Genomic DNA, 18710 nt, shown 5'->3' on the forward strand with positions numbered 1-18710 from the left:
GGAACACGACGGGTGTAGCGTCCCACCCGCATCGGGGCGAAACACGGTCCCGCCCCTTCAACTTCAACGCAACCGGCGACGTTTCGGGGTCGATGCAGAATGGCGCTTGCTTGACGCGCGCTGGCCCCGGGATCAGGTCCGAGGCCACAGGGAGCGGCCTCCCCCACGCGAAAGCAGGATCAAGAGCGCCCCATCCACCCTTCGGGTACTTTCCCCGGCTTCGCAGGGGAAGGAAAAGCCCTGCTGCTGGCAAACGGGAAATATGCCGCCATTTCAAATTTCCCCTGCTTGCACGTCTTGGAGGGGAGATGGGAAAGGCCGAGATCGCGGAAGATCCTCGCACCCCAGCCGACGAGCGCCATGAATCACTACTGATGGATAGTCCGTACAGCATGGAACCACCCCACCGCGACGAAGCCGCGCGTCCAGGCCGCTCCCCCGGCCATGCCGAGCAGGTGGCTGCGCTGTATCGCGAGCATCACGATGCCCTGGTGGCATTGCTGCAATGCCGTCTCAGCTCCCGCACCGACGCGCAGGAGATCGCCCAGGAGGTCTATGTGAAGTTGCTGACAATGAATGACCTGTCCCACCTGGAATCGCCACGCGCGTTCCTGTTCCGCATGGCGATCAACCAGTCGATGGATTACCTGCGCAAGCGCGTCGTGCGAGCCAACGTACCGCCCGATCCGGCCGGTGAGGATATGCATGCCACGCCATTACCCGAGCAACATCTGTGGGCCAGCCAGCAGTGGAAGAAGGTACAGGCCGCCCTGCGCGAGCTTCCCGCCAAGTCCAGCCAGGCCTTCGTGATGCACGTCGTCGAAGGCCGCGCTTTTTCCGTGATTGCCGGCGACATGAAACTCAGCGAGCGCATGATTCGCTATCACGTCAGCCATGCCATGGCCCACTGTCGGGAACGCTGTTTTGCACCGGAGGCGCCGTAATGGCCATCGACACTGGATTCGAGGAAGAAACCATGCGCGTGGCTGCGATCTGGTGGACCCAACTGCGTGATCCCGAGCCGTCCGTGGACCTGCTTGAGCGCTGGAATGCATGGATCGCAGCCGATCCCGGCAACGCGCAGGCATTCGCGCAGCTCAATGCGCTGGGTGAGTTGGCCGCCAATGCCTCGACGAACCAACGCCAGCAGTTGATCGACGAATTTGCCCCCCGCCGTGTGCGGCAGCGCCGCCCGCTGCTGGCGGCTGCCGCTGCGGCCGTGATCGGCGTGGCGCTGCTTGGCGGCTGGTGGACGCTGCGTGGCGGGCTCGATCCTGCCGGTCAGCCACGGCAATACGCCAGCGCGGTGGCCGAGAATCGCGACATCGAATTGCCCGATGGCACCGCCATCCAGCTCGGTGCGGCATCGACGCTGACGACGCGTTATGCGAGCGACCGGCGCGATGTCGATCTGGGTACCGGCGAAGCATTCTTCACCGTCACCCACGACAACAGCCGTCCCTTCGTGGTCACCGCCGGCCCGTTGCACATCGAGGATCTTGGCACCGCGTTCAACGTGCGGCGCACCGGGCAGCGAGTCAGCGTAACCGTGACCGAGGGGCGCGTACGCCTGTCCCCCGCCGACGGCGCATCGTCTGCTGCGAACCTGACGTCAGGGCGGCTGGACCTGGTGGCCGGGCAGCGTGCCGAGTACGACCCGGCTACGGGAGCAATCAGCGTTTCCGAAGTGGCGATCGAGCATGCGGCGGCCTGGCGCCATCATCGGCTGGAGTTCGTCAACGAGCCGCTGTCGACCGTCCTGGCCAACGTCAACCGCTACAGCCACCAGCCGGTACAGCTTGCCGATCCACGCTTGGGCGATCTGATGTTCACCGGCACGGTCAACACCACTACCATTGACAGCTGGGTTGGCGCCTTGCCGCATGTTTTCCCCGTGCAGGTAAGCACGTTTGCCGACCACGTGGTGCTTTCGAGTGCCGGACAACCCTAACCGGACCACGATTTGCATGCAGGACAGGCACGATGGCGGGACGTAAACGGCACCGCTGCAATGGGTGCACGCCGACCGTGCGTCACCGAGGCGCCGTTCCCGTACGGGATGCGCCGGGATGCTGCGGATGACGTCGCGTCGGCCTGCAGGATGGCTGCGGCGCGCGTTGATCGTGTGCGTGACATGGGGCCTCTCGGCGGGTTGCCCGGGTACCGCCGATGCCGCGTCGGGCGCATTCGTGCTGATGGACGGACCGACCCGTTTCTCGATTCCGCCGCAACCGCTGTCCAGCGCACTGATGGCCCTGGGTCGCCAGGCCGACGTGCAGATACTCGCCTCCAGCAACACGATTGCGGGACGACACACTACGGGCACCTCCGGCAACTTGAAGGTGGAAGTGGCGCTTGCCCGCCTGCTCGAAGGCACCGGGCTGGACTACGAGGTGATCGGCAGGCGCACGGTGGTAGTGCGCCAGCGCGACTTCACGCCGGCGGCTTCCTACGAAAGCCGGCTCAGCGGCACCAAGCCGAGCGTGCCGATCGTCTCGGAGCTGGATACCGTGCGGGTGTCCGGCCTCGTGCTGGGTGACATGGGGTTCATGGCCGATACCACGCGCGGCGCCACACGCACGGATTCGAACCTGGCCGACCTTCCCCAGTCGGTGAGTATCGTCACGCGCGACCTGATGGACTCCAGACAGGCCTTCGAAGTGGCCGACGTGGTGCGTCACGTGGCGGGCGTGGACTACGTGGACGGCTTCGGCGGCCCGCCGCTGTTCCGCATCCGTGGATTCAGCACCGGCAACGGCCTGACCGACGGCATGCCCAACGGCGTGGCGCGCATCGAGGATCTGCCGCCGCTGATCGGCATCGAGAGAGTCGAGGTGCTGAAGGGGCCGGAGACGATCCTCGGCGAGTCGTCGGTGGACAACAATTTCGGTGGCTCGGTCAACATCGTGATGAAACGGCCACAGGCCAAGCCGGTGCGGCAGCTGGTGTTCTCCACCGGGCGGCACGACGGCACGCGACTGGGTGTCGACCTGGCCGGACCGCTCGACGAGCAGGGGCGACTGACCTATCGATGGATTGCCGCCGGCAATCGCGCCGATCGCACGGCGCAGGGTTACCACGGTCAACGCAGCGGGTACCTCGCGCCATCCATCGCCTGGCAGGGCGACACCACGCAACTGCTGTTCGGCCTCGAGTACGTCGACAACCGCGTACCGGTGCCGGATCACACCGCGCTGCTTGGCCCGTCGCTGGCCGAGTCGTCGTCATTCGATGTGTTGCTCGGCAACCCGGACGACCATGCGAGGTATCGCACCCGGCGCGCTTTCTACATGGCCAAGCAGGCGCTCGGTGGTGACTGGAGCCTGCGCAGCCGCGGGCAGTACGTGAGCCAGCACAGCAGCGGGCAGGCCTGGGCATTTTCCGACACGCAGCGTTTCGGCCTGACCGAGGCGATGGCCAGCACCTACCGCTACTCCGACGCGTTCTACACACTGCAGAACGAACTGGCGGCAAGCTTCGACCAGGGCATGCTGGTGCACGACGTGCTGCTGGGGATCGACTACGCCCGCACCCACACCGGCAACAGCGCCGAGTCCAATGTCATCACCATGGGAAAAGCGGTCGAGTTGCAACCGGACAACCTGCTGCCGTCGGCCACTTCGCAGGACGCGAGCCTCGCACGGACGCAGCCGCTGGGCGGATCCTGGTCGACCCATACCGGGGTATTCGTGCAGGACCAGATCTCGATCGGCGAGTCATGGAACGTGCTGGCGACCGTGCGCCATGCCACGTACGAACTGGCCGGCGGTGCGATGCCCACACTGCGCCGGTCGAAATGGGTGCCGCGACTGGGCGTGGTCTACAAGCCTGCTCCTGGCGTGTCGCTGTACGCCTCCAGCAACACTGGTTTCCAGGTCGATGCGCTGCTGGGGGAGGATGGCCGTCCGCTGCCGCCCTCGGTATCGCGCCAGATCGAAGTGGGAACCAAGCTCGACATGTTCGACCAGCGCGCCAGGCTGAGCGCGGCGTGGTACCGCATCCGCCTGGATCACAGCATCAACCGGATATCGCCCGAGCCGCCTCACTTCGCCGTGCCCGGCCCGGGCCAGACCAACAGCGGCGTGGAGGTCGAGTTCGAGGGCCAGGTCATGCCCGGCCTGGATGTCTCGGCCAGCTATACCGGCGCGCGCATCCGCAACCACGACGGCAGTCTTCCGTATGGAGCGCCCCGGCATCAGTGGAACGCCTGGGCCAGCTACCACTTCCAGCGCAGCGCGTTGCAATCCTGGGGCGTCGCCGGTGGCGTGTTCGCGCGCAGTCGCAGCATAGGCCGTGTCGTGAGCGGTGGGCATTTCGCCATCCCCGGCCAGCTCAGCGCGGAGGCCAACCTCACCTATTACGCCGACGCGTGGTCGGCGACGCTCGGCGTGAAAAACCTGTTTGCGCGCACCCTGTATGCCGTCAACGCGGAGTCGTCGTTCGTGCCGGTACGCGAGGGCCGGATGATCTTGCTCAGCGGCACCTACGACTTCTAAACCTGGCCGCACACGCCTCACAGGCCGGCCACCAGCATGCCGCCATGTTCCGACGCAGGCCTTTGGCCGCCCGACGACAGGTTGCGGATGGCGGCGGCATCCCGTGAAACCGATACCGTCGCGCCAACAGGATGACGCCCGTCCGTCGTGCGAAATGCAGCGGCAAACGCCTCGCAGGCCTTCTCGCGAAACGCCTCTCGCAGTTGCCGCTTTTCGCGGCGGCTGCGAGGGCCAACGTCACACGGCGCCTGCACCAGCGACAGCGGCAATTCGTGACAACCCGACTCCGCCGGAACACCACCCTGCTCTCGCCAGAAAGCATCATCGCCGTCCGCGCCAACCCCGTGCGACGAGCCGGCAACGCGCGCCGATGAAGCGACCGCACGGATACGCTTCAGGCCATGCAGTGCGGCCAGTTCGCGCACCAGCGATACGAGCAGGTCGGTCGGATGCAGGCCATGGCTGCCCTGGATGAATTCGCGGGTTGCCTCGAACGGGGTGTGGGGGCCGGCACCTCGCACGGCACCGATGATGACGCTGTCGCAGCGATCGAATGTCAGGATGCACGAAGCCAGCACTTCCTTTTCCAGGGTGAGCAGCAACAAGCTCAACTCACCCGCCTCGCCACGCGAAGGTTTGCGCAGACTCAGGTACGCCCCGGGTACGCCATCCAGCCGAAGCGTGGCCAGAAGCGCGCTGCCACCAGACACGATGCGCTCGCACAGCCACGCAGGAAAACGCCGCATCACGAACGCGTAGTGCGAACTGACGATACGGCGTCGGGTATCGAGGTCGAAATGCGTCGAGATATAAGGTCGGTGCCAGCGCTCATAGAGCCGGGGGTCGGCGTGCGCCGCCCGTCGCAGGGTTTCCCGTGCATTGAGTGCGCGCAGCCATCGCGTCTGCCGAATGAACAGCCGCACCCAGCTTGCCATGTGCTTGACCAACTGCCATCGGCTCTCGCCGGCAGTCCGCCGCAGCAACCAGCGGCGGTGCAAGGCATCCATCCACAACATGCCTGCCATATTCGTTCGTGCGACGCGCATCGGTCCACCTCGTCATGCCGAGTTGACCTGTAAGACGCGCGGGCCGCCGAATTTTGAAATGGCTCGCCGTCCTGTCGCAGGCATGGCTTGTTCCCCAGCCAAACGGCGAGAACACAAAACAGGGGAAGTGGACCCGTTCCACTCGAAGCGCCCACCACGAATCGATGCCTTCACAGCGGCGCCGTATAGTGGCTGCATCTCCCCGCCACGGTTAACCCATGCCCAAGCTCAATCGCCAACTGCGCCTCAAGACCCGCCCCGAAGGCCTGGTCCGGCGCGAGGATTTCGACCTGGTCGAACAACCCGTGCCTGAGCTGAAAGACGGCGAGGTGCTGGTGCGCGTGCTGTACATCTCGATGGACCCGACCAACCGCGTGTGGATGCGCGACATCCCGCAATACCTGCCGCCGGTGGCGATCGGCGAGGTGATGCGCGCGCTCGGCCTGGGCCGCGTGGTGCAATCGCGCTCGGCGCAATACCACGAAGGCGACCTGGTGCAGGGCGTCACCGGCTGGCAGGACTACTTCGTTTTGCACGAAGACGCCAAGGGCTATGTACGCCTGCCCGCCGATCCCGGCATCCCGCTGCCGACCCTGCTCGGCGCCTGTGGCATGAGCGGCGTCACCGCCTACTACGGACTTACCGACATCACGCCGGTGCAACCCGGCGAAACCCTGGTGGTCTCCGCCGCCGCCGGCTCGGTCGGTTCCGTCGCCGGACAGATCGGCAAGATCATGGGTGCCCGCGTCGTCGGCATCGCCGGCGGCGCCGACAAATGCCGCTACCTCACCGACCAACTCGCCTTCGACGCCGCCGTCGACTACAAGGCCGGCGACTTCAAGCAGCAACTCAAGGCGGTCACTCCCGACGGCGTGCACGTCAACTTCGAAAACGTGGGCGGCGAAGTCATGCGCGCGGTGCTTTCGCGCATGGTCATCGGCGGCCGCGTCGCACTATGCGGCCTGATCTCCAGCTACAACAGCGGCGAACGGCCCAGCGACGACTTCAGCCCGTTCGTGATGAAGCGGTTGAGCATGCGCGGGTTTCTGGTGCTCGATTACACGAAGACGCGTGAGGCGGTGCAGGCGCTTGGCGGGTGGATTCGCGAGGGGAAGTTGAAGGCGGAGGAGACGGTAGCGGAGGGGTTGGAGAACGCGCCGGAGGTGCTCAATCGATTGTTCGATGGAAGTCATCGGGGGAAGTTGGTTTTGCGGGTGAATGCGCAGGCGTGAGGTGCGGTTATTTCGTAATGTCCGCTTCGACCCAAAGCGGACATTTGATCTGGGAGTTCGAATATGTTTGTTCGCTGGCTTCTAGCTGCTGGGACGTTTGCACTGCTCAATCCATTCGGAGCCGGCGCGACGCAGAATTCGCCTACCAAAAGGGAAATACTTGGCTTGGCAACGCGACAGTCATGGACGTTCTGTCACCCAGAAGATCTATCTAAAGGCGGCTGCGAACTGAGCGCAGTGCTCGTGAAAGGTGAATGGATTGTCATCGCCTCTCCTAAATTGCGGGGTGACGATGGGAGCTATCACTGCTGCGCTCCAGACTACGATCATTTTTTCTACTTCTCGCGTACTGGCACATTCCTCAAAGAGGATAGGGGCGGTCCATAGCCACAGCGAAACGTCCGCTTCTGGCGCCGAAAGCAGCCGTTCCCAGATATCGTTCTGGCTTATCTGCGAGTGCCGCTGAAGCAAGAGCTTTCGTCCTCCTACGGAGGGCGAAAGCTCTTGCCCTGAAGCTCTTGCTTGCTCTTGCTCTGAAGCTCTTGCCCTGGATCTCTACGTTCTGAACGCACAAGCCGCAACGGCATCGCCCGCAAGCGGGCTCCTACGGGAAGCCCGCAAGCTCCACTGCACCAACCTCAATCCGAAATCGCCAACACACACTCGTCCGCCCCGTAACTACGACAGCAGACTGCAAAGATCGACAGGCTGCCCGGCGCGATGGCAGGCTCGAGCAATCCCTCGAGAAAACCGCTGAAGAAGTGGCAACCGGAATGGCCATCTTCCGTGCACAGCAGGCTCTCGTGGATATGCAACTGGGTGCCCTGCTGATCGACCTCGACCAGTGCGCGCAGCGCCGGCACGCCGATGCGCTCAATCGCCTCGCGCAAATCCAGCCCGGCATCCAGTGCGTACTCGCGACCGAAAACCCAGGCGCCCGTGCGTCGTCCCGCCAGCGCGAGCGAGGACTCGCGGGCGGCCTCGGCCACCGAATGCTGCAGCGCCAGCAACTTCGGCACGATCTGCGGGTAGTCGTATTCCAGCTCGCGCACCATCTTGTCGACGACGACCTCGTCCGCTTTCAGAGGGGCCGGCTCGACGAACGGTGCGCTCACGGGTATAGAAGCTGCAGGTGCGGAGGCCCGCGGTGTGGGCTGGATGAACTCGAACTCCGGTTCCGCCGGCGGCTCTCGTGGCGACTCCGGCGCAGCCGTCATCGCGGATGTCGCAACGGGTTCGGCGAGCGTGCCGTGGTCATCCCGCGCCGGCGATACAACTGCCGCGACAGGCGTAGGTGGAGGAATGGCTGGCGCCACCCGCTTGGGCGACGCCGCGAAATGCGGCTTGGGCTCGCCTTCAACGAACCGCGCGACCTTGACGCTGATGAAGCGTTCACAGCCATCCAGCGCCGCTGCCAGCGCCCACTTCTTGAGGAAGGGTCCACGCACGACCATCGTCAGCAGGATGCCATGGTGATCCTGGACCAGACGCTGCCGCTGCAAGGTGAATCCGCTGGCGATGACGAGCCGGCCGACTTCGATCAGCAGGCTCTCGCGGTGTTCCGAAAGGCCCTGGATTTCCAGCTCGATCATCAAGCCCCCTGCAGGCGATACCGGTGGACACGTTGCGTGGAACGACGTCGCCGTGCGCAGGCCATGCACTGCAGCGGAAGACGTCCGCGATACGTGGAGATTCTAGGGCCAACAAGAAGGAATGCCAGACGCCGCCGTGCTGCACGGTCGCTTTGACGTTACCTGGCAGCTTTCGACCGCCGCCGTGGCATCCCGCCGATGAAGGACGTATCGTCCAACCTCTCCAGCATCAGGCTCCCCATGGCAACCCCGAAGCCCTTCCCCCACGCCGGCTTCCTGAGCCAGCTGGAGCACATCAACGCATCCGCGCCCGCGACCACGCCGCCGCCATCACTCGCCCGCGTCCCGCTTGTCACGGAGAACTCCGGCCAACCGACGCCAGCCGCTACCCATCTGATCCAGTTGCTGAAGGCGCGCAAGGCCGTGCTGCAGGCATCGTTCGACACCGAAGTGGTTGCCGATGAATTGCGGCGGTACCAGAAGTTCGCGCGGCCGGGCCAGCCATCGCCGCACATCGTCCGGCTGCGGCAGCAGCAGGCTGCCGCGCGACAGTCATCGAATCAGTCGAGGCAATCATTCATCGAGGCGGCCGCCGCGTTCGTGCGGGAGGCCGGGATCGAGGTGCCGCCACGGGTGACGCTGGAGGCGTTCGTCACCGGCTGGATCGAGGCCAACGTGCCGAAGGACGTCGTCGCCGCGACCTGACAATGGCTGGCCGAAGGGCTCTTCGACCCATGCAAACGAAACAGCCGGCACGCTGTGCGCGCCGGCTGTTTCAGCCCGCCTGTCTCTTCAGCGCAGGATCGCGGCCGGATCCTGCTTCGCCTTCAGCGCGCTGCACAGCTGGATCGATTCGCCGGTCTGCGCCAGGCCGCGGTCGATGCCGGCGGCATCCTGCAGACGCGGCTTGAAGAATGCCTGCAGACGCGCATCTTCAGCGGCCGAGCAGCCGCCACCGGCAGCCAGTGAAGGCAAGCGCCCGCCGGCGAAGCTGCCGGTGCGATCCAGGATCTGCCGGTAGTGCGCGGTGAACCACGTCCACATCGCATCACGCTGCGCCAGCGTGTCTCGGCCCGCACTCAGCAGCATCGCCATCTCGCCGACCTTGACCGGTTTGGTCAGCGCGAAGTTGCGCACCTGTTCGGTCAATGCCGGATCTTCCACGCTGGCCAGCCCGCCGAGGATGCCATTGCGCAGGGCCGGGTCGCTGGTTTTCGGCAATTCCGCGATCAAGGCATCGACCGCACTCCTGCCGTGCTGCTGCACCGCCACGCCCAGCGCGTCGCCGAGCAGGTCGGGATCGGCGGCGGCCAGGTTCAGACGGCCATCGGCGTTCGGCTTGAGTGCGGCCTCGCCCTGCTTGAGCAGCGCCGCACGCACTTCGGGCAGCTTGAAGTCGAACGCCAGCGCGCTGGCCAGTGTGCTGCGCAGCAGCGCGTCGTTTTCGGACTCACCCGCCTTGCGCTGATAACCGAGCTGCTGCAGGCGCGGCAGGTAGGCTGCCTTCACCCATGCCGCCAGCCGTGCATGCTGGGCGTCGGTGGTGGCAACGTGGCGATTGATCCAGTCGAGCTGGTCCAGCGGCGCGGTGGCCACTTCGCGGATCTTCGAGACGGTCAGCGGCTGCAGCGCGGTCAGCACGTCGCCGGCATCGAGGTCGCCGTGGCGGAAGTTGGCGTCGATCGCATCGGCATAGGCTAACTGTTCGGCGTCGCTCAACTGGCCGACCTGTTTGACCAGACGGCCCAACTCGTCCTTGTCGAGGCTGAAGCGGTAGTAGCCGTTGGCGTTCGCGTTCGGCATCACCCAGGTCGGCGTGCTGGCGCCGGGCAACGACATCGAACCGCTGGCCTGATCGAGCATCTCGCAGCTGACCTTGCTGGATTGCGCTTTATCTTTGCCGTTGGCGGAGGTGCCGTAGCGCACGCATACCGGCACGCCCCAGATGCGCTGCGCATCACCGCTGCTGCCGACCGGCAGGTAGCGGCTCTGGCTCAGCTGCAGGGTGGTCTTGCCGTCCTTCTGTTCCAGCCGGGTTGCCACGTACGGCACGCCGGACTGGTCGAGGAAGCTCTTGAAGGCATGCTTGAACGCCGCGCCCTTGTCGGCCGCCGCGGCGATCGAGGCGACCAGGTCGTCGGCGCTGGCATTGCCGTACTTGTGCTGCTGGATGTACGAGCGCATGCCCTTCTGGAAGGTCTTCTCGCCCACGTAGTTCTCGAACATGCCCAGCACGCTGGCACCCTTTCGATAGGTGATGCTGTCGAACGCGGTTTCGATATCGCCATTGCCGGTGATCGGCTGGCGGATCCGGCGCGCGCTGACCAGGCTGTCGTTGCTCATCGCGCCCTGCGCGCCACGCACGCGATCGAGATCGGCGCGGTATTCGGGGTGCACCTGCATGGTGACCTTCTGCTGCATCCAGGTGGCGAACGCCTCGTTGAGCCAGATGTCGTTCCACCACGCGGTGGTCACCGTGTCGCCGGTCCACATGTGCGCCAGCTCGTGGGCGGTGACGTTGAACGAACCGCGCACGTTGCGCGCCGGTGAGTCCTTGTCGATCAGCAGCAGCCAGTCGCGGAAGGTGACCAGGCCCGGGTTCTCCATCGCGCCGGCGGAAAAGTCAGGCGCGGCGAGCAGGTCCAGCTTGTCGAACGGGTAGCCGAAGCCGTAGTAGTTCTCCAGCGCATGGATGATGCTCGGCGTCTCGCCCAGCACGTGCTGCAAGCGATGGCCCTCGCCATGGGCAGCGACGCCACGCAGTTGCAGTGGCTTTGCGCGATACGCGTCGGGCGAAATCGCCGGCCCGTCCACGATGTCCCAGGGACCGACCGCGAACGCGACCAGGTAGGTCGGCAGCGGCAGGGTCTGCGCGAACGTCACCGTCTTCCAGCCGTTGCCGGCCGGCACCTCCTTCACCTGCTTCGTGTTCGCGACCACGTTCTCGCTGTCCGGCACGGTGATGCTGATGTCGAACGGGGTCTTGAAGCCGGGTTCGTCGAAACCGGGAAACGCGAAGCGTGCGCTGATCGGCTCCATCTGCGTCATCGCGTACGGCTGGCCTTTCGCAGTGACCTTGTACAGGCCCTGCAATTGCTCGTTGAGCGGCGCGGTGTACTCGAATGCCAGGGTGATCAGCTGCGGCTCGAGCGTGCTGCCGAAGTCCACCCGCGCCACGCCGGCCTTCGGCTCCACGCTGACGTACTTGCCCGTGTGCCGCTTGCCGGCGGCATCGGTGATCGTCACCTTCGACACCTTCAGTTCGGCACCGTCCAGCCACAGGTGGTCGGAGGCCCGGGTCAGCTTGACCTTGATCGTGGCGTGGCCGGAAAAATCCTGCAGCGCCGGATCGACCTTGAACGCCAGCTGGTACGACTGCGGCACGGCCCAACCAGGCAGCCGGCCCTTCGGGGCCTGCTGCGCAGTGGCGGCAAACGCGGCGGCGTAACAGGTGGCAAGCGCGGTGAGCAGAAGGGGGCGAACGAGACGGCGCATGCGGTTTTCCTGGGTGGGGGAGAACGCCCACGCTAGGTTGGCCATGACTACCGACCCAGTGCCATAAGGCACGTTGTGCCGACAAAAAAAACCGATGGCGAGGGTCACTTCGCCATCGGCGGGAAAGCCCACGCGCCTGCGGGGGAGAGGGAGGGACTCCGACGCGTGGGGTGTTTCAAGCCAAGAGGATAACGGTCGCGCTTGTATTGCTCCAATTGATTGTTACCATCCATACCATAGCGAATGCCTATTGCCGAGCAGGTCACCATGAACCTTCGCGATCTCCAGTACCTGGTATCCCTCGCCGAACATCGGCACTTCGGCCGCGCCGCCGAGGCCTGTTTCGTCAGCCAGCCCACCCTCTCCACCCAGATCAGGAAACTGGAGGACGAGCTGGGCGTGTCGCTGGTCGAGCGCACACCGCGCAAGGTGCTGCTGACCGAGGTCGGACGCGACATCGCCACGCGCGCACGCGAGGTACTCAACGGGGTCGAACAGATCCGTGGCGTGGCGCGGCGCACGCTCGACCCGGAATCGGGCACGGTGCGGCTGGGCATTTTCCCCACGCTGGGTCCTTACCTGCTGCCACATGTGCTGCCGCTGGTGCGCTCAGCGTTCCCTCGGCTGGAATTGCTGCTGGTCGAGGAAAAAACCGAGACGGTGCTGCGCCTGTTGCGCGAGGGCCGGCTGGATGCGGGCATCCTCGCGCTGCCTCTGCATGAGGACAGCCTGCATGGCGAGTTTCTGTTCGAAGAACCATTTCTGCTCGCCGTCTCCGGAGAGCATCCGCTGGCGCACATGCACGGCCAGCTGAAGCTGGCCGATCTTTCGAAGCAGAACCTGTTGCTGCTGGAGGACGGCCACTGCCTGCGCGACCAGGCGCTGGAGGTATGCCACATGGCCGGTGCCGGCGAGCACAGCGGTTTTCGCGCCACCAGCCTGGAAACGCTGCGGCAGATGGTCGCCGCGAACGTCGGCATCACCCTGCTGCCGGTCATTGCAGTGAAGCCGCCGGTGGCGCCGCTGGACAACCTGCACCTGATCGAGTTCAAGGGGCATCCGCCAAGCCGGCGCATCGCCATGGTATGGCGCAAGAGTTCGGCAATGGACGGATTCCTCAAGCGCCTGGCGGATGTGCTCCGGCAGCTTCCCGCCGGGCTGCTCGATCCGCACACCGCGGTCACGCCGGTCGCGCCTGCGCCAGCGAAGCGCAAGGCGCGCCGGTAGCCCATGAACATGCGCAAGCTTCTCGTTGCCGGCATCGCGTTGCTGGTGCTGCTGGGTGCGTTCTCGCACTGGAACCATCGCAACGTGCATCCGGCACCCGGCGTGCTTGCACCGGATGCACCGGTACAGGTGAACCTCGACGACGGCGCGAGACTGCAGCACGGCGACGTCACCCTGGCCACCCACGCGCACTTCGACATCACAGCCCGCGTGCTGTCGCGCAAGGACTATTCGTGGGGCGCCGACGCCGAGCTGATACCGCTGGACCTTGCGCTCGGCTGGGGCCGCATGTCCGACAGCGACGTGCTGGCGAAAATCGACATCAGCCAGTCCGGCCGTTTCTACTATTGGCACGTCAGGGAATTTCCGATCCCGCGTCGCGAAATCGAACGTTCCAGCGCGAACATGCACATGATCCCGGCCGACGCCGGCGTGAAGCGCCAGCTCGAACAGGTGCGCGAGGGCCAGGTCGTCCACATCGAAGGCTTCCTGGTCGACGCCAGCCGTGCGGATGGCTGGCACTGGAAAACCTCGATGACGCGCGACGATACCGGTGCGGGAGCGTGCGAGCTGATCTATGTGGAGCAGGTGAACGTGGCCGCTCCGTAACTCGCGTTGACCGGCGGCGGCCCGCGCGATCTCAGAACTGCAGCAAGCTGTGCAGTGGCCCGTCGCCCGACCAGCGACCACGCCCCTGCAGCGCCAACAATTCGATGACGATGCTCGCACCGACCAGCTCGGCCCCGAACAGCCCGACCAGGGCGGACGCGGCCGCCAAGGTGCCGCCGGTGGCGAGCACATCGTCGACGATCAGCACGCGCTCGCCGGGCTTGAGCGCATCGCTTTGCGCCTGCAGCCGATCGCTGCCGTACTCCAGTTGATAGTCCACCGTCAGCACCGGTGGCGGCAGCTTGTTCGGCTTGCGCAGGGGGACGAAACCGGCGCCCAGTTTCTGCGCCAACGCGGCACCGAAGATGAAGCCGCGCGCCTCGATGCCGCAGACCGCCTGCACTCTACTGCCCTGCCACGGCTCGGCCAGCGCGTCGATGCAGCGGGCAAAGCCATCGGCATCGGCGAGCAAGGGCGTGACGTCGCGGAACAGCACGCCGGGGCTGGGGAAATCCGGGATGGCGCGAATCAGTCTGGCCAGGTCGTGCATGGGGGGTTTCCCTGGATGATGCGGGCGGCTCAGCAAGGCGCGGGCAGCGAACCGTCCGGCAGGCCGTCATCCTCTTCGATCGCCATCCGCGCCTCGGCCAGCTGCATCTCGACGCCATGCACGATGCCCTGCGCCGTGGCCAGGCTCGATTCGGGCACCATCACCGCGATGTAATCCATCGCCGGCAGCTGGCCGACCGCGCCGGTCAGGTATTCGCCGGCGATGAACGCCGGGATACCCTCGGCTTCCAGCGCATCCTTGACCAGGTGCGCGTCGAACAGGTTTTCAGCGCGATAGACGATGTGCATGGCTGCACGCTAACCCGCGCGGAGCCGCGGAGCAAGGCGGGTTCCGGCGCGCCCGGATGGCGGCGACAGGGTAAACTTGGACGTTTCCACCATCTTGCGAGCCGTTGCCCGATGTCGACCGACCACCCCGCCGCCGCACCCGCCAATCCGTCGGCCAGCGTGGAGCACGTGGCGTCAGATCAGGCCACTCCACACCAGGCCGCTCTCCATCAGGATTTCGTGCGGCAGATCGTGCGCGACGACCTGGCGTCGGGCAAGCACGCGGCGATCCACACGCGTTTTCCTCCGGAGCCGAACGGCTACCTGCACATCGGCCACGCCAAGGCGATCTGCCTGAGCTTCGGCATCGCGAAGGAATTCAGCGGCTGGTGCAACCTGCGCCTGGACGACACCAACCCGGGCAAGGAAGACCCCGAATTCGTCGAAGGCATCAAGGACGACGTGCGCTGGCTCGGCTTCGAATGGCATGAACTGCGCCACGCCTCGGATTACTTCGAGGTGTTCTACCGCTCCGCGATCAAGCTGATCGAAGACGGCGCGGCTTATGTCGACGATCTCAACGCCGAGGAAATGCGCGAGTACCGCGGCACGCTGACCCAGGCCGGGCGCAACTCGCCGCACCGCGGGCGCAGCGTGGAGGAGAACCTCGACCTGTTCCGCCGCATGCGCGCCGGCGAATTCGCCGACGGCAGCAAGACGCTTCGCGCGAAGATCGACATGGCCTCGGGCAACATCAACCTGCGCGACCCTGCGATCTACCGCATCCGCAAGGTCACCCACCAGAACACCGGCGACGCCTGGCCGATTTACCCGATGTACGACTACGCGCACTGCCTGTCCGATGCGCTGGAAGGCATCACCCATTCGCTGTGCACGCTGGAGTTCGAGGATCACCGGCCGCTGTACGACTGGTTCGTCGACAAGGTCGACCTGCCGCACCATCCAGAGCTGTGGCAGCCGCTGCTTGACGCCGGCCTGCCGACGGTGCCGGCCAAGCCACGCCAGATCGAGTTCTCGCGGCTCAACCTCAGCTACTGCATCACCAGCAAGCGCAAGCTGGCGCAACTGGTCAGCGAACACGTTGTCGACGGCTGGGACGACCCGCGCATGAACACGCTGCGCGGACTGCGCCGACGCGGCTTCACGCCGGCCGGGCTGCGCCTGCTGATCGACCGTGTCGGCGTGAGCAAGCAGAACAGCGTGATCGACTATGCGGTGCTGGAAGGCTGCATCCGCGAGGATCTGGACGCCACCGCGGCACGCCGAATGGCCGTGCTTGATCCGCTGAAGCTGGTGCTGACCAACCTGCCCGAGGGTCATGAGGAGACGCTGAGCTTCGCCAACCACCCGAAGGATGAAAGCTTCGGCACGCGTGAAGTGCCGTTCGCGCGAGAGCTGTGGATCGAACGCGACGATTTCGCCGAGGTGCCGCCGAAGGGCTTCCATCGGCTGAAGCCTGACGGCGAGGTGCGCCTGCGCGGCGTCGGCATCATCAAGTGCGAGCAGTTGATCAAGGACGCCGCCGGCAACCTCGTCGAGCTGCACTGCACGCTCGATCCGGAAACCCGCCACGGCATGCCCGGCGCGGACCGCAAGGTGAAGGGCACCATCCACTGGGTCAGCGCGCCGCATGCGGTCGCCGCCGAGGTGCGTATCTACGATCGGCTGTTCAGCGTGCCCGCGCCGGACAGCGAGGAGGACGGCAAGAGCTGGCTCGAGCACGTCAACCCGCAAGCCAAGCGGGTGGTGCAGGGGTGGCTGGAACCGGCCGCGGCAGCGGTCGATCCGGAGCAGCGTTTCCAGTTCGAGCGACTGGGCTATTTTGTCGCCGATCGGGCCGATCATCGTGCGCAGGCCCCGGTGTTCAACCGCACCGTCACGCTGCGCGACGGCTGGGCCAAGTAGGCTTTCCGGCCAGCACGAGGAGAGAGCATGCTGCCGCTGCAAATCCATCTGACCCTGCCGCCGTGGATAGGTGACGTCGCCGATGTCAACCGGCGTTACGAAAGCGACGAAGATCGCGTGGGCCTGGCCATCGAACTGTCGCGGCAGAATGTGGAGCGCGGTGGCGGCGGGCCGTTCGGCGCCGCCGTTTTCAACAGCCACAGCGGCCGGCTAGTCGCGGTCGGCGTGAACCGGGTGCTGCCGCAGAGCTGCTCGGTAGCCCATGCGGAAATGATGGTGATCATGATCGCGCAGCAGCGCACGAGCCGGCATCGGTTGAACGAGGACGGCGGGCATTACGTGCTCGCCACCAGTTCGCAGCCGTGCTGCCAGTGCTATGGCGCCACGGTGTGGGCCGGCATCGACGAACTGCTGATCGGCGCGCGCTCCGAAGACGTCGAGGACCTGACCGAATTCGACGAGGGTCCGCTGCCCGCCGACTGGATCGGCGAGCTGGAACGCCGCGGCATCCGCGTACGCCGCGACATCCTGCGTGAACAGGCGCGTGGCGTGCTGGCCAGCTACGGCACCTGCGGCACACCGTATTGAGTCGCTGGCGCGCCGCGCTGCCGCTGGTCCTGCTCGTGCTGGCAGGCATCGTGCTGTTTGCCTCAGGCTCGCTCGACCAGCTGACTCCGCAGCAACTGGTGGCGCACCAGAACGAACTTCACGCACAAATCGCCGCGCACCCATGGCTGAGCCACCTGGCCTATATCGGACTGCTGACCCTGACCGTGGCTACCGGCCTGCCCGGCACCATCGTGGTGATCCTGGCCGGCGGCTTCGCGTTCGGGGTGGTCGATGCCACGCTGTGCTCGTCACTGGCGCTGATCCTGGGATCGCTGATCCTGTTCCTGGCCAGCCGTTATGCGTTCGGTCCCGGCAGTCGCCGACCACCGGCGATCGTGGCGCGACTGCACCACGGCTTTGAACGACACCCGGTGAGCTACACCCTGTTCCTGCGCTTCGTGCCGGTGGTGCCGTTCGGCGCGGTGACGGTGGCACTGGCCTGGCTGCGTTGCCCGATGTGGCTGTTCCTCGGCGCCAGCTGGCTCGGCGGCACTGTCTCGCTGATCTTCGAGACCTCGATCGGTGCCGGCCTCGGCGACGCGATGAGCCAGACCGACAGCTTCGGCATCGGCCTGTTCATGCATCGCGAAGTGCTGCTGCCACTGGGCGCGATCGCCCTGCTCGCGCTGGTGCCGCTGCTGGTCGAACGCCTTACCCGGCGGCGGCGCCAGGCCCCCGGACGGATCGACTGAGCAATCGGCCGCCACAAAAAAAAGCGCCCGGCGGGCGCTCTGAAAACTGGTGGGTCGTCCGGGATTCGAACCCGGGACCAATGGATTAAAAGTCCAGTGCTCTACCAACTGAGCTAACGACCCATCACTGAAACTTGTTGCAAACTCAAGCCGGCCATTTTACGGGCTGGGCGGCAGTGGCACAAGCAAGCACGCGATCAGGCGTATCGCGTGGGATCGGCCAGCCCGGCTTCGCGGAAGCCCTGCGCGCGCAGCCGGCAGGCGTCGCAATGGCCGCAGGCGCGGCCGTCGTCATCGGCCTGGTAGCAGCTGACCGTCGCGGAAAAATCCACGTCGAGGCGCTGGCCTTCGCGCGCGATGTCGGCCTTGCTCATGCGCATCAGCGGCGCGTGGATGCGGATGCCGGCGCCTTCGACGCCGGCCTTGGTCGCCACGTTCGCCAGTTTCTCGAACGCCTCGATGAAGGCCGGCCGGCAATCCGGGTAGCCGGAGTAGTCGACGGCGTTGACGCCGCACCAGATGTCGCTGGAACCGAGCACCTCGGCCCAGCCCAGCGCGATCGACAGCATGATGGTGTTGCGCGCCGGCACGTAGGTCACCGGGATATCGCCGCTGTCGACCGTGTCGAGCGGCACGTCGATGTCGGCGGTCAGCGCCGAACCGCCGATGCTGCGCAGGTCGATGCCGACAGTCTTGTGTTCGACCGCGCCGAGCATCCGCGAAACGCGATCGGAGGCGGCCAGCTCCGAATTGTGACGCTGGCCGTAGGCCACGCTCAGCGCATGCACCTGATAGCCCTGTTCGCGCGCAAGCGCGATGGTGACGGCCGAATCCATGCCGCCGGAAACGAGTACGACGGCCTTGCGGGGGGAATTGTCAGACATGTGCAACATCCACTCAGGTACGACCGGTCACCGGCCGGAAGGCGCCACCGGCAACACAGGCCGGC

The 18710-nt window shown here is 65.6% G+C and carries 16 protein-coding genes and 1 tRNA gene; 10 read left to right on the forward strand and 7 right to left on the reverse strand.

Annotated elements, in window-relative coordinates; translation table 11 throughout:
• The first annotated feature begins 392 nt into the window (after positions 1–392).
• From CIW53_RS07595 to CIW53_RS07605, 3 genes are all read left to right on the forward strand, one after another.
• The gene (locus CIW53_RS07595; RefSeq protein WP_242451809.1) at positions 393–944 is read left to right on the forward strand and encodes a sigma-70 family RNA polymerase sigma factor; all 552 of its coding nucleotides are present in this window, start codon (positions 393–395) and stop codon (positions 942–944) included.
• Positions 944–1951, forward strand: a complete 1008-nt coding sequence (locus CIW53_RS07600; protein ID WP_242451810.1) for a FecR domain-containing protein — start codon at positions 944–946, stop codon at positions 1949–1951. Before CIW53_RS07595 ends, CIW53_RS07600 begins: the two co-directional genes overlap by 1 nt.
• 127 nt (positions 1952–2078) lie before the next feature.
• Positions 2079–4496: a TonB-dependent receptor gene (locus CIW53_RS07605; RefSeq protein ID WP_149364068.1), complete on the forward strand. Its 2418-nt coding sequence runs from the start codon at positions 2079–2081 to the stop codon at positions 4494–4496.
• Between the two features lie 17 nt (positions 4497–4513).
• On the opposite strand, the gene CIW53_RS07610 is transcribed toward CIW53_RS07605, so the two are convergent.
• A complete protein-coding gene (locus CIW53_RS07610) occupies positions 4514–5521 on the reverse strand; it encodes a DUF535 family protein (protein WP_242451811.1) in 1008 nt (335 codons plus the stop codon).
• 239 nt (positions 5522–5760) lie between these two features.
• On the opposite strand from CIW53_RS07610, the gene CIW53_RS07615 reads away from it, so the two are divergent.
• The gene (locus CIW53_RS07615) at positions 5761–6774 is read left to right on the forward strand and encodes an NADP-dependent oxidoreductase (RefSeq protein WP_149364070.1); all 1014 of its coding nucleotides are present in this window, start codon (positions 5761–5763) and stop codon (positions 6772–6774) included.
• A gap of 638 nt (positions 6775–7412) precedes the next feature.
• Here CIW53_RS07615 and CIW53_RS07620 read toward each other — a convergent pair.
• Positions 7413–8366: a hypothetical protein gene (locus CIW53_RS07620; RefSeq protein ID WP_149364071.1), complete on the reverse strand. Its 954-nt coding sequence runs from the start codon at positions 8364–8366 to the stop codon at positions 7413–7415.
• A 240-nt stretch (positions 8367–8606) separates the two neighbouring features.
• Here CIW53_RS07620 and CIW53_RS07625 point away from each other — a divergent pair, with 240 nt between their 5' ends.
• A complete protein-coding gene (locus CIW53_RS07625) occupies positions 8607–9071 on the forward strand; it encodes a hypothetical protein (RefSeq protein ID WP_149364072.1) in 465 nt (154 codons plus the stop codon).
• A gap of 87 nt (positions 9072–9158) precedes the next feature.
• Here the strand turns inward: CIW53_RS07625 and CIW53_RS07630 are convergent, their stop codons facing one another.
• Entirely contained in the window at positions 9159–11861 is a 2703-nt protein-coding gene (locus tag CIW53_RS07630) for a M1 family metallopeptidase (protein ID WP_149364073.1), read from the reverse strand.
• Between the two features lie 267 nt (positions 11862–12128).
• Here CIW53_RS07630 and CIW53_RS07635 point away from each other — a divergent pair, with 267 nt between their 5' ends.
• Together CIW53_RS07635 and CIW53_RS07640 are read left to right on the forward strand one after the other, a co-directional pair.
• Positions 12129–13088 (forward strand): LysR substrate-binding domain-containing protein, encoded by a 960-nt coding sequence (locus CIW53_RS07635; protein WP_149364074.1) that lies wholly within the window; start codon positions 12129–12131, stop codon positions 13086–13088.
• A gap of 9 nt (positions 13089–13097) precedes the next feature.
• Positions 13098–13697 carry a hypothetical protein gene (locus CIW53_RS07640; protein ID WP_149364075.1) on the forward strand — a complete coding sequence of 200 codons (600 nt, stop codon included), beginning with the start codon at positions 13098–13100 and terminating at the stop codon, positions 13695–13697.
• Between the two features lie 31 nt (positions 13698–13728).
• Here CIW53_RS07640 and CIW53_RS07645 read toward each other — a convergent pair whose 3' ends face one another.
• Positions 13729–14247, reverse strand: a complete 519-nt coding sequence (locus CIW53_RS07645; protein WP_149364076.1) for an adenine phosphoribosyltransferase — start codon at positions 14245–14247, stop codon at positions 13729–13731.
• Between the two features lie 29 nt (positions 14248–14276).
• The gene (locus CIW53_RS07650; RefSeq protein ID WP_149364077.1) at positions 14277–14555 is read right to left on the reverse strand and encodes a DUF2007 domain-containing protein; all 279 of its coding nucleotides are present in this window, start codon (positions 14553–14555) and stop codon (positions 14277–14279) included.
• 111 nt (positions 14556–14666) lie between these two features.
• Here CIW53_RS07650 and CIW53_RS07655 point away from each other — a divergent pair, with 111 nt between their 5' ends.
• From CIW53_RS07655 to CIW53_RS07665, 3 genes are read left to right on the forward strand one after another with little or no spacing between them, the layout of a single operon-like run.
• Entirely contained in the window at positions 14667–16460 is a 1794-nt protein-coding gene (locus CIW53_RS07655; RefSeq protein ID WP_149364078.1) for a glutamine--tRNA ligase/YqeY domain fusion protein, read from the forward strand.
• A gap of 27 nt (positions 16461–16487) precedes the next feature.
• Positions 16488–17048 (forward strand): nucleoside deaminase, encoded by a 561-nt coding sequence (locus CIW53_RS07660; RefSeq protein WP_149364079.1) that lies wholly within the window; start codon positions 16488–16490, stop codon positions 17046–17048.
• A complete protein-coding gene (locus CIW53_RS07665; RefSeq protein WP_149364080.1) occupies positions 17045–17761 on the forward strand; it encodes a VTT domain-containing protein in 717 nt (238 codons plus the stop codon). The genes CIW53_RS07660 and CIW53_RS07665 overlap by 4 nt, the downstream gene beginning before the upstream one ends.
• A 47-nt stretch (positions 17762–17808) precedes the next feature.
• On the opposite strand, the gene CIW53_RS07670 is transcribed toward CIW53_RS07665, so the two are convergent.
• A tRNA-Lys gene (locus tag CIW53_RS07670) sits at positions 17809–17884 on the reverse strand.
• 74 nt (positions 17885–17958) lie between these two features.
• Positions 17959–18645 (reverse strand): 7-cyano-7-deazaguanine synthase QueC, encoded by a 687-nt coding sequence (gene queC, locus CIW53_RS07675; RefSeq protein WP_149364081.1) that lies wholly within the window; start codon positions 18643–18645, stop codon positions 17959–17961.
• Positions 18646–18710 lie beyond the last annotated feature (65 nt).

The organism is Rhodanobacter sp. T12-5, assembly GCF_008329435.1.
In the GTDB taxonomy this organism is placed as follows: domain Bacteria; phylum Pseudomonadota; class Gammaproteobacteria; order Xanthomonadales; family Rhodanobacteraceae; genus Rhodanobacter.

Excerpts from the sequence above, each read along its gene's own strand:
- CIW53_RS07595 (WP_242451809.1), top strand. The coding sequence starts at position 393 with ATGGAACCACCCCACCGCGACGAAGCCGCGCGTCCAGGCCGCTCCCCC.
- CIW53_RS07600 (WP_242451810.1), top strand. The coding sequence starts at position 944 with ATGGCCATCGACACTGGATTCGAGGAAGAAACCATGCGCGTGGCTGCG.
- CIW53_RS07605 (WP_149364068.1), top strand. The coding sequence starts at position 2,079 with ATGACGTCGCGTCGGCCTGCAGGATGGCTGCGGCGCGCGTTGATCGTG.
- CIW53_RS07610 (WP_242451811.1), bottom strand. The coding sequence starts at position 5,521 with ATGGCAGGCATGTTGTGGATGGATGCCTTGCACCGCCGCTGGTTGCTG.
- CIW53_RS07615 (WP_149364070.1), top strand. The coding sequence starts at position 5,761 with ATGCCCAAGCTCAATCGCCAACTGCGCCTCAAGACCCGCCCCGAAGGC.
- CIW53_RS07620 (WP_149364071.1), bottom strand. The coding sequence starts at position 8,366 with ATGATCGAGCTGGAAATCCAGGGCCTTTCGGAACACCGCGAGAGCCTG.
- CIW53_RS07625 (WP_149364072.1), top strand. The coding sequence starts at position 8,607 with ATGGCAACCCCGAAGCCCTTCCCCCACGCCGGCTTCCTGAGCCAGCTG.
- CIW53_RS07630 (WP_149364073.1), bottom strand. The coding sequence starts at position 11,861 with ATGCGCCGTCTCGTTCGCCCCCTTCTGCTCACCGCGCTTGCCACCTGT.
- CIW53_RS07635 (WP_149364074.1), top strand. The coding sequence starts at position 12,129 with ATGAACCTTCGCGATCTCCAGTACCTGGTATCCCTCGCCGAACATCGG.
- CIW53_RS07640 (WP_149364075.1), top strand. The coding sequence starts at position 13,098 with ATGCGCAAGCTTCTCGTTGCCGGCATCGCGTTGCTGGTGCTGCTGGGT.
- CIW53_RS07645 (WP_149364076.1), bottom strand. The coding sequence starts at position 14,247 with ATGCACGACCTGGCCAGACTGATTCGCGCCATCCCGGATTTCCCCAGC.
- CIW53_RS07650 (WP_149364077.1), bottom strand. The coding sequence starts at position 14,555 with ATGCACATCGTCTATCGCGCTGAAAACCTGTTCGACGCGCACCTGGTC.
- CIW53_RS07655 (WP_149364078.1), top strand. The coding sequence starts at position 14,667 with ATGTCGACCGACCACCCCGCCGCCGCACCCGCCAATCCGTCGGCCAGC.
- CIW53_RS07660 (WP_149364079.1), top strand. The coding sequence starts at position 16,488 with ATGCTGCCGCTGCAAATCCATCTGACCCTGCCGCCGTGGATAGGTGAC.
- queC (WP_149364081.1), bottom strand. The coding sequence starts at position 18,645 with ATGTCTGACAATTCCCCCCGCAAGGCCGTCGTACTCGTTTCCGGCGGC.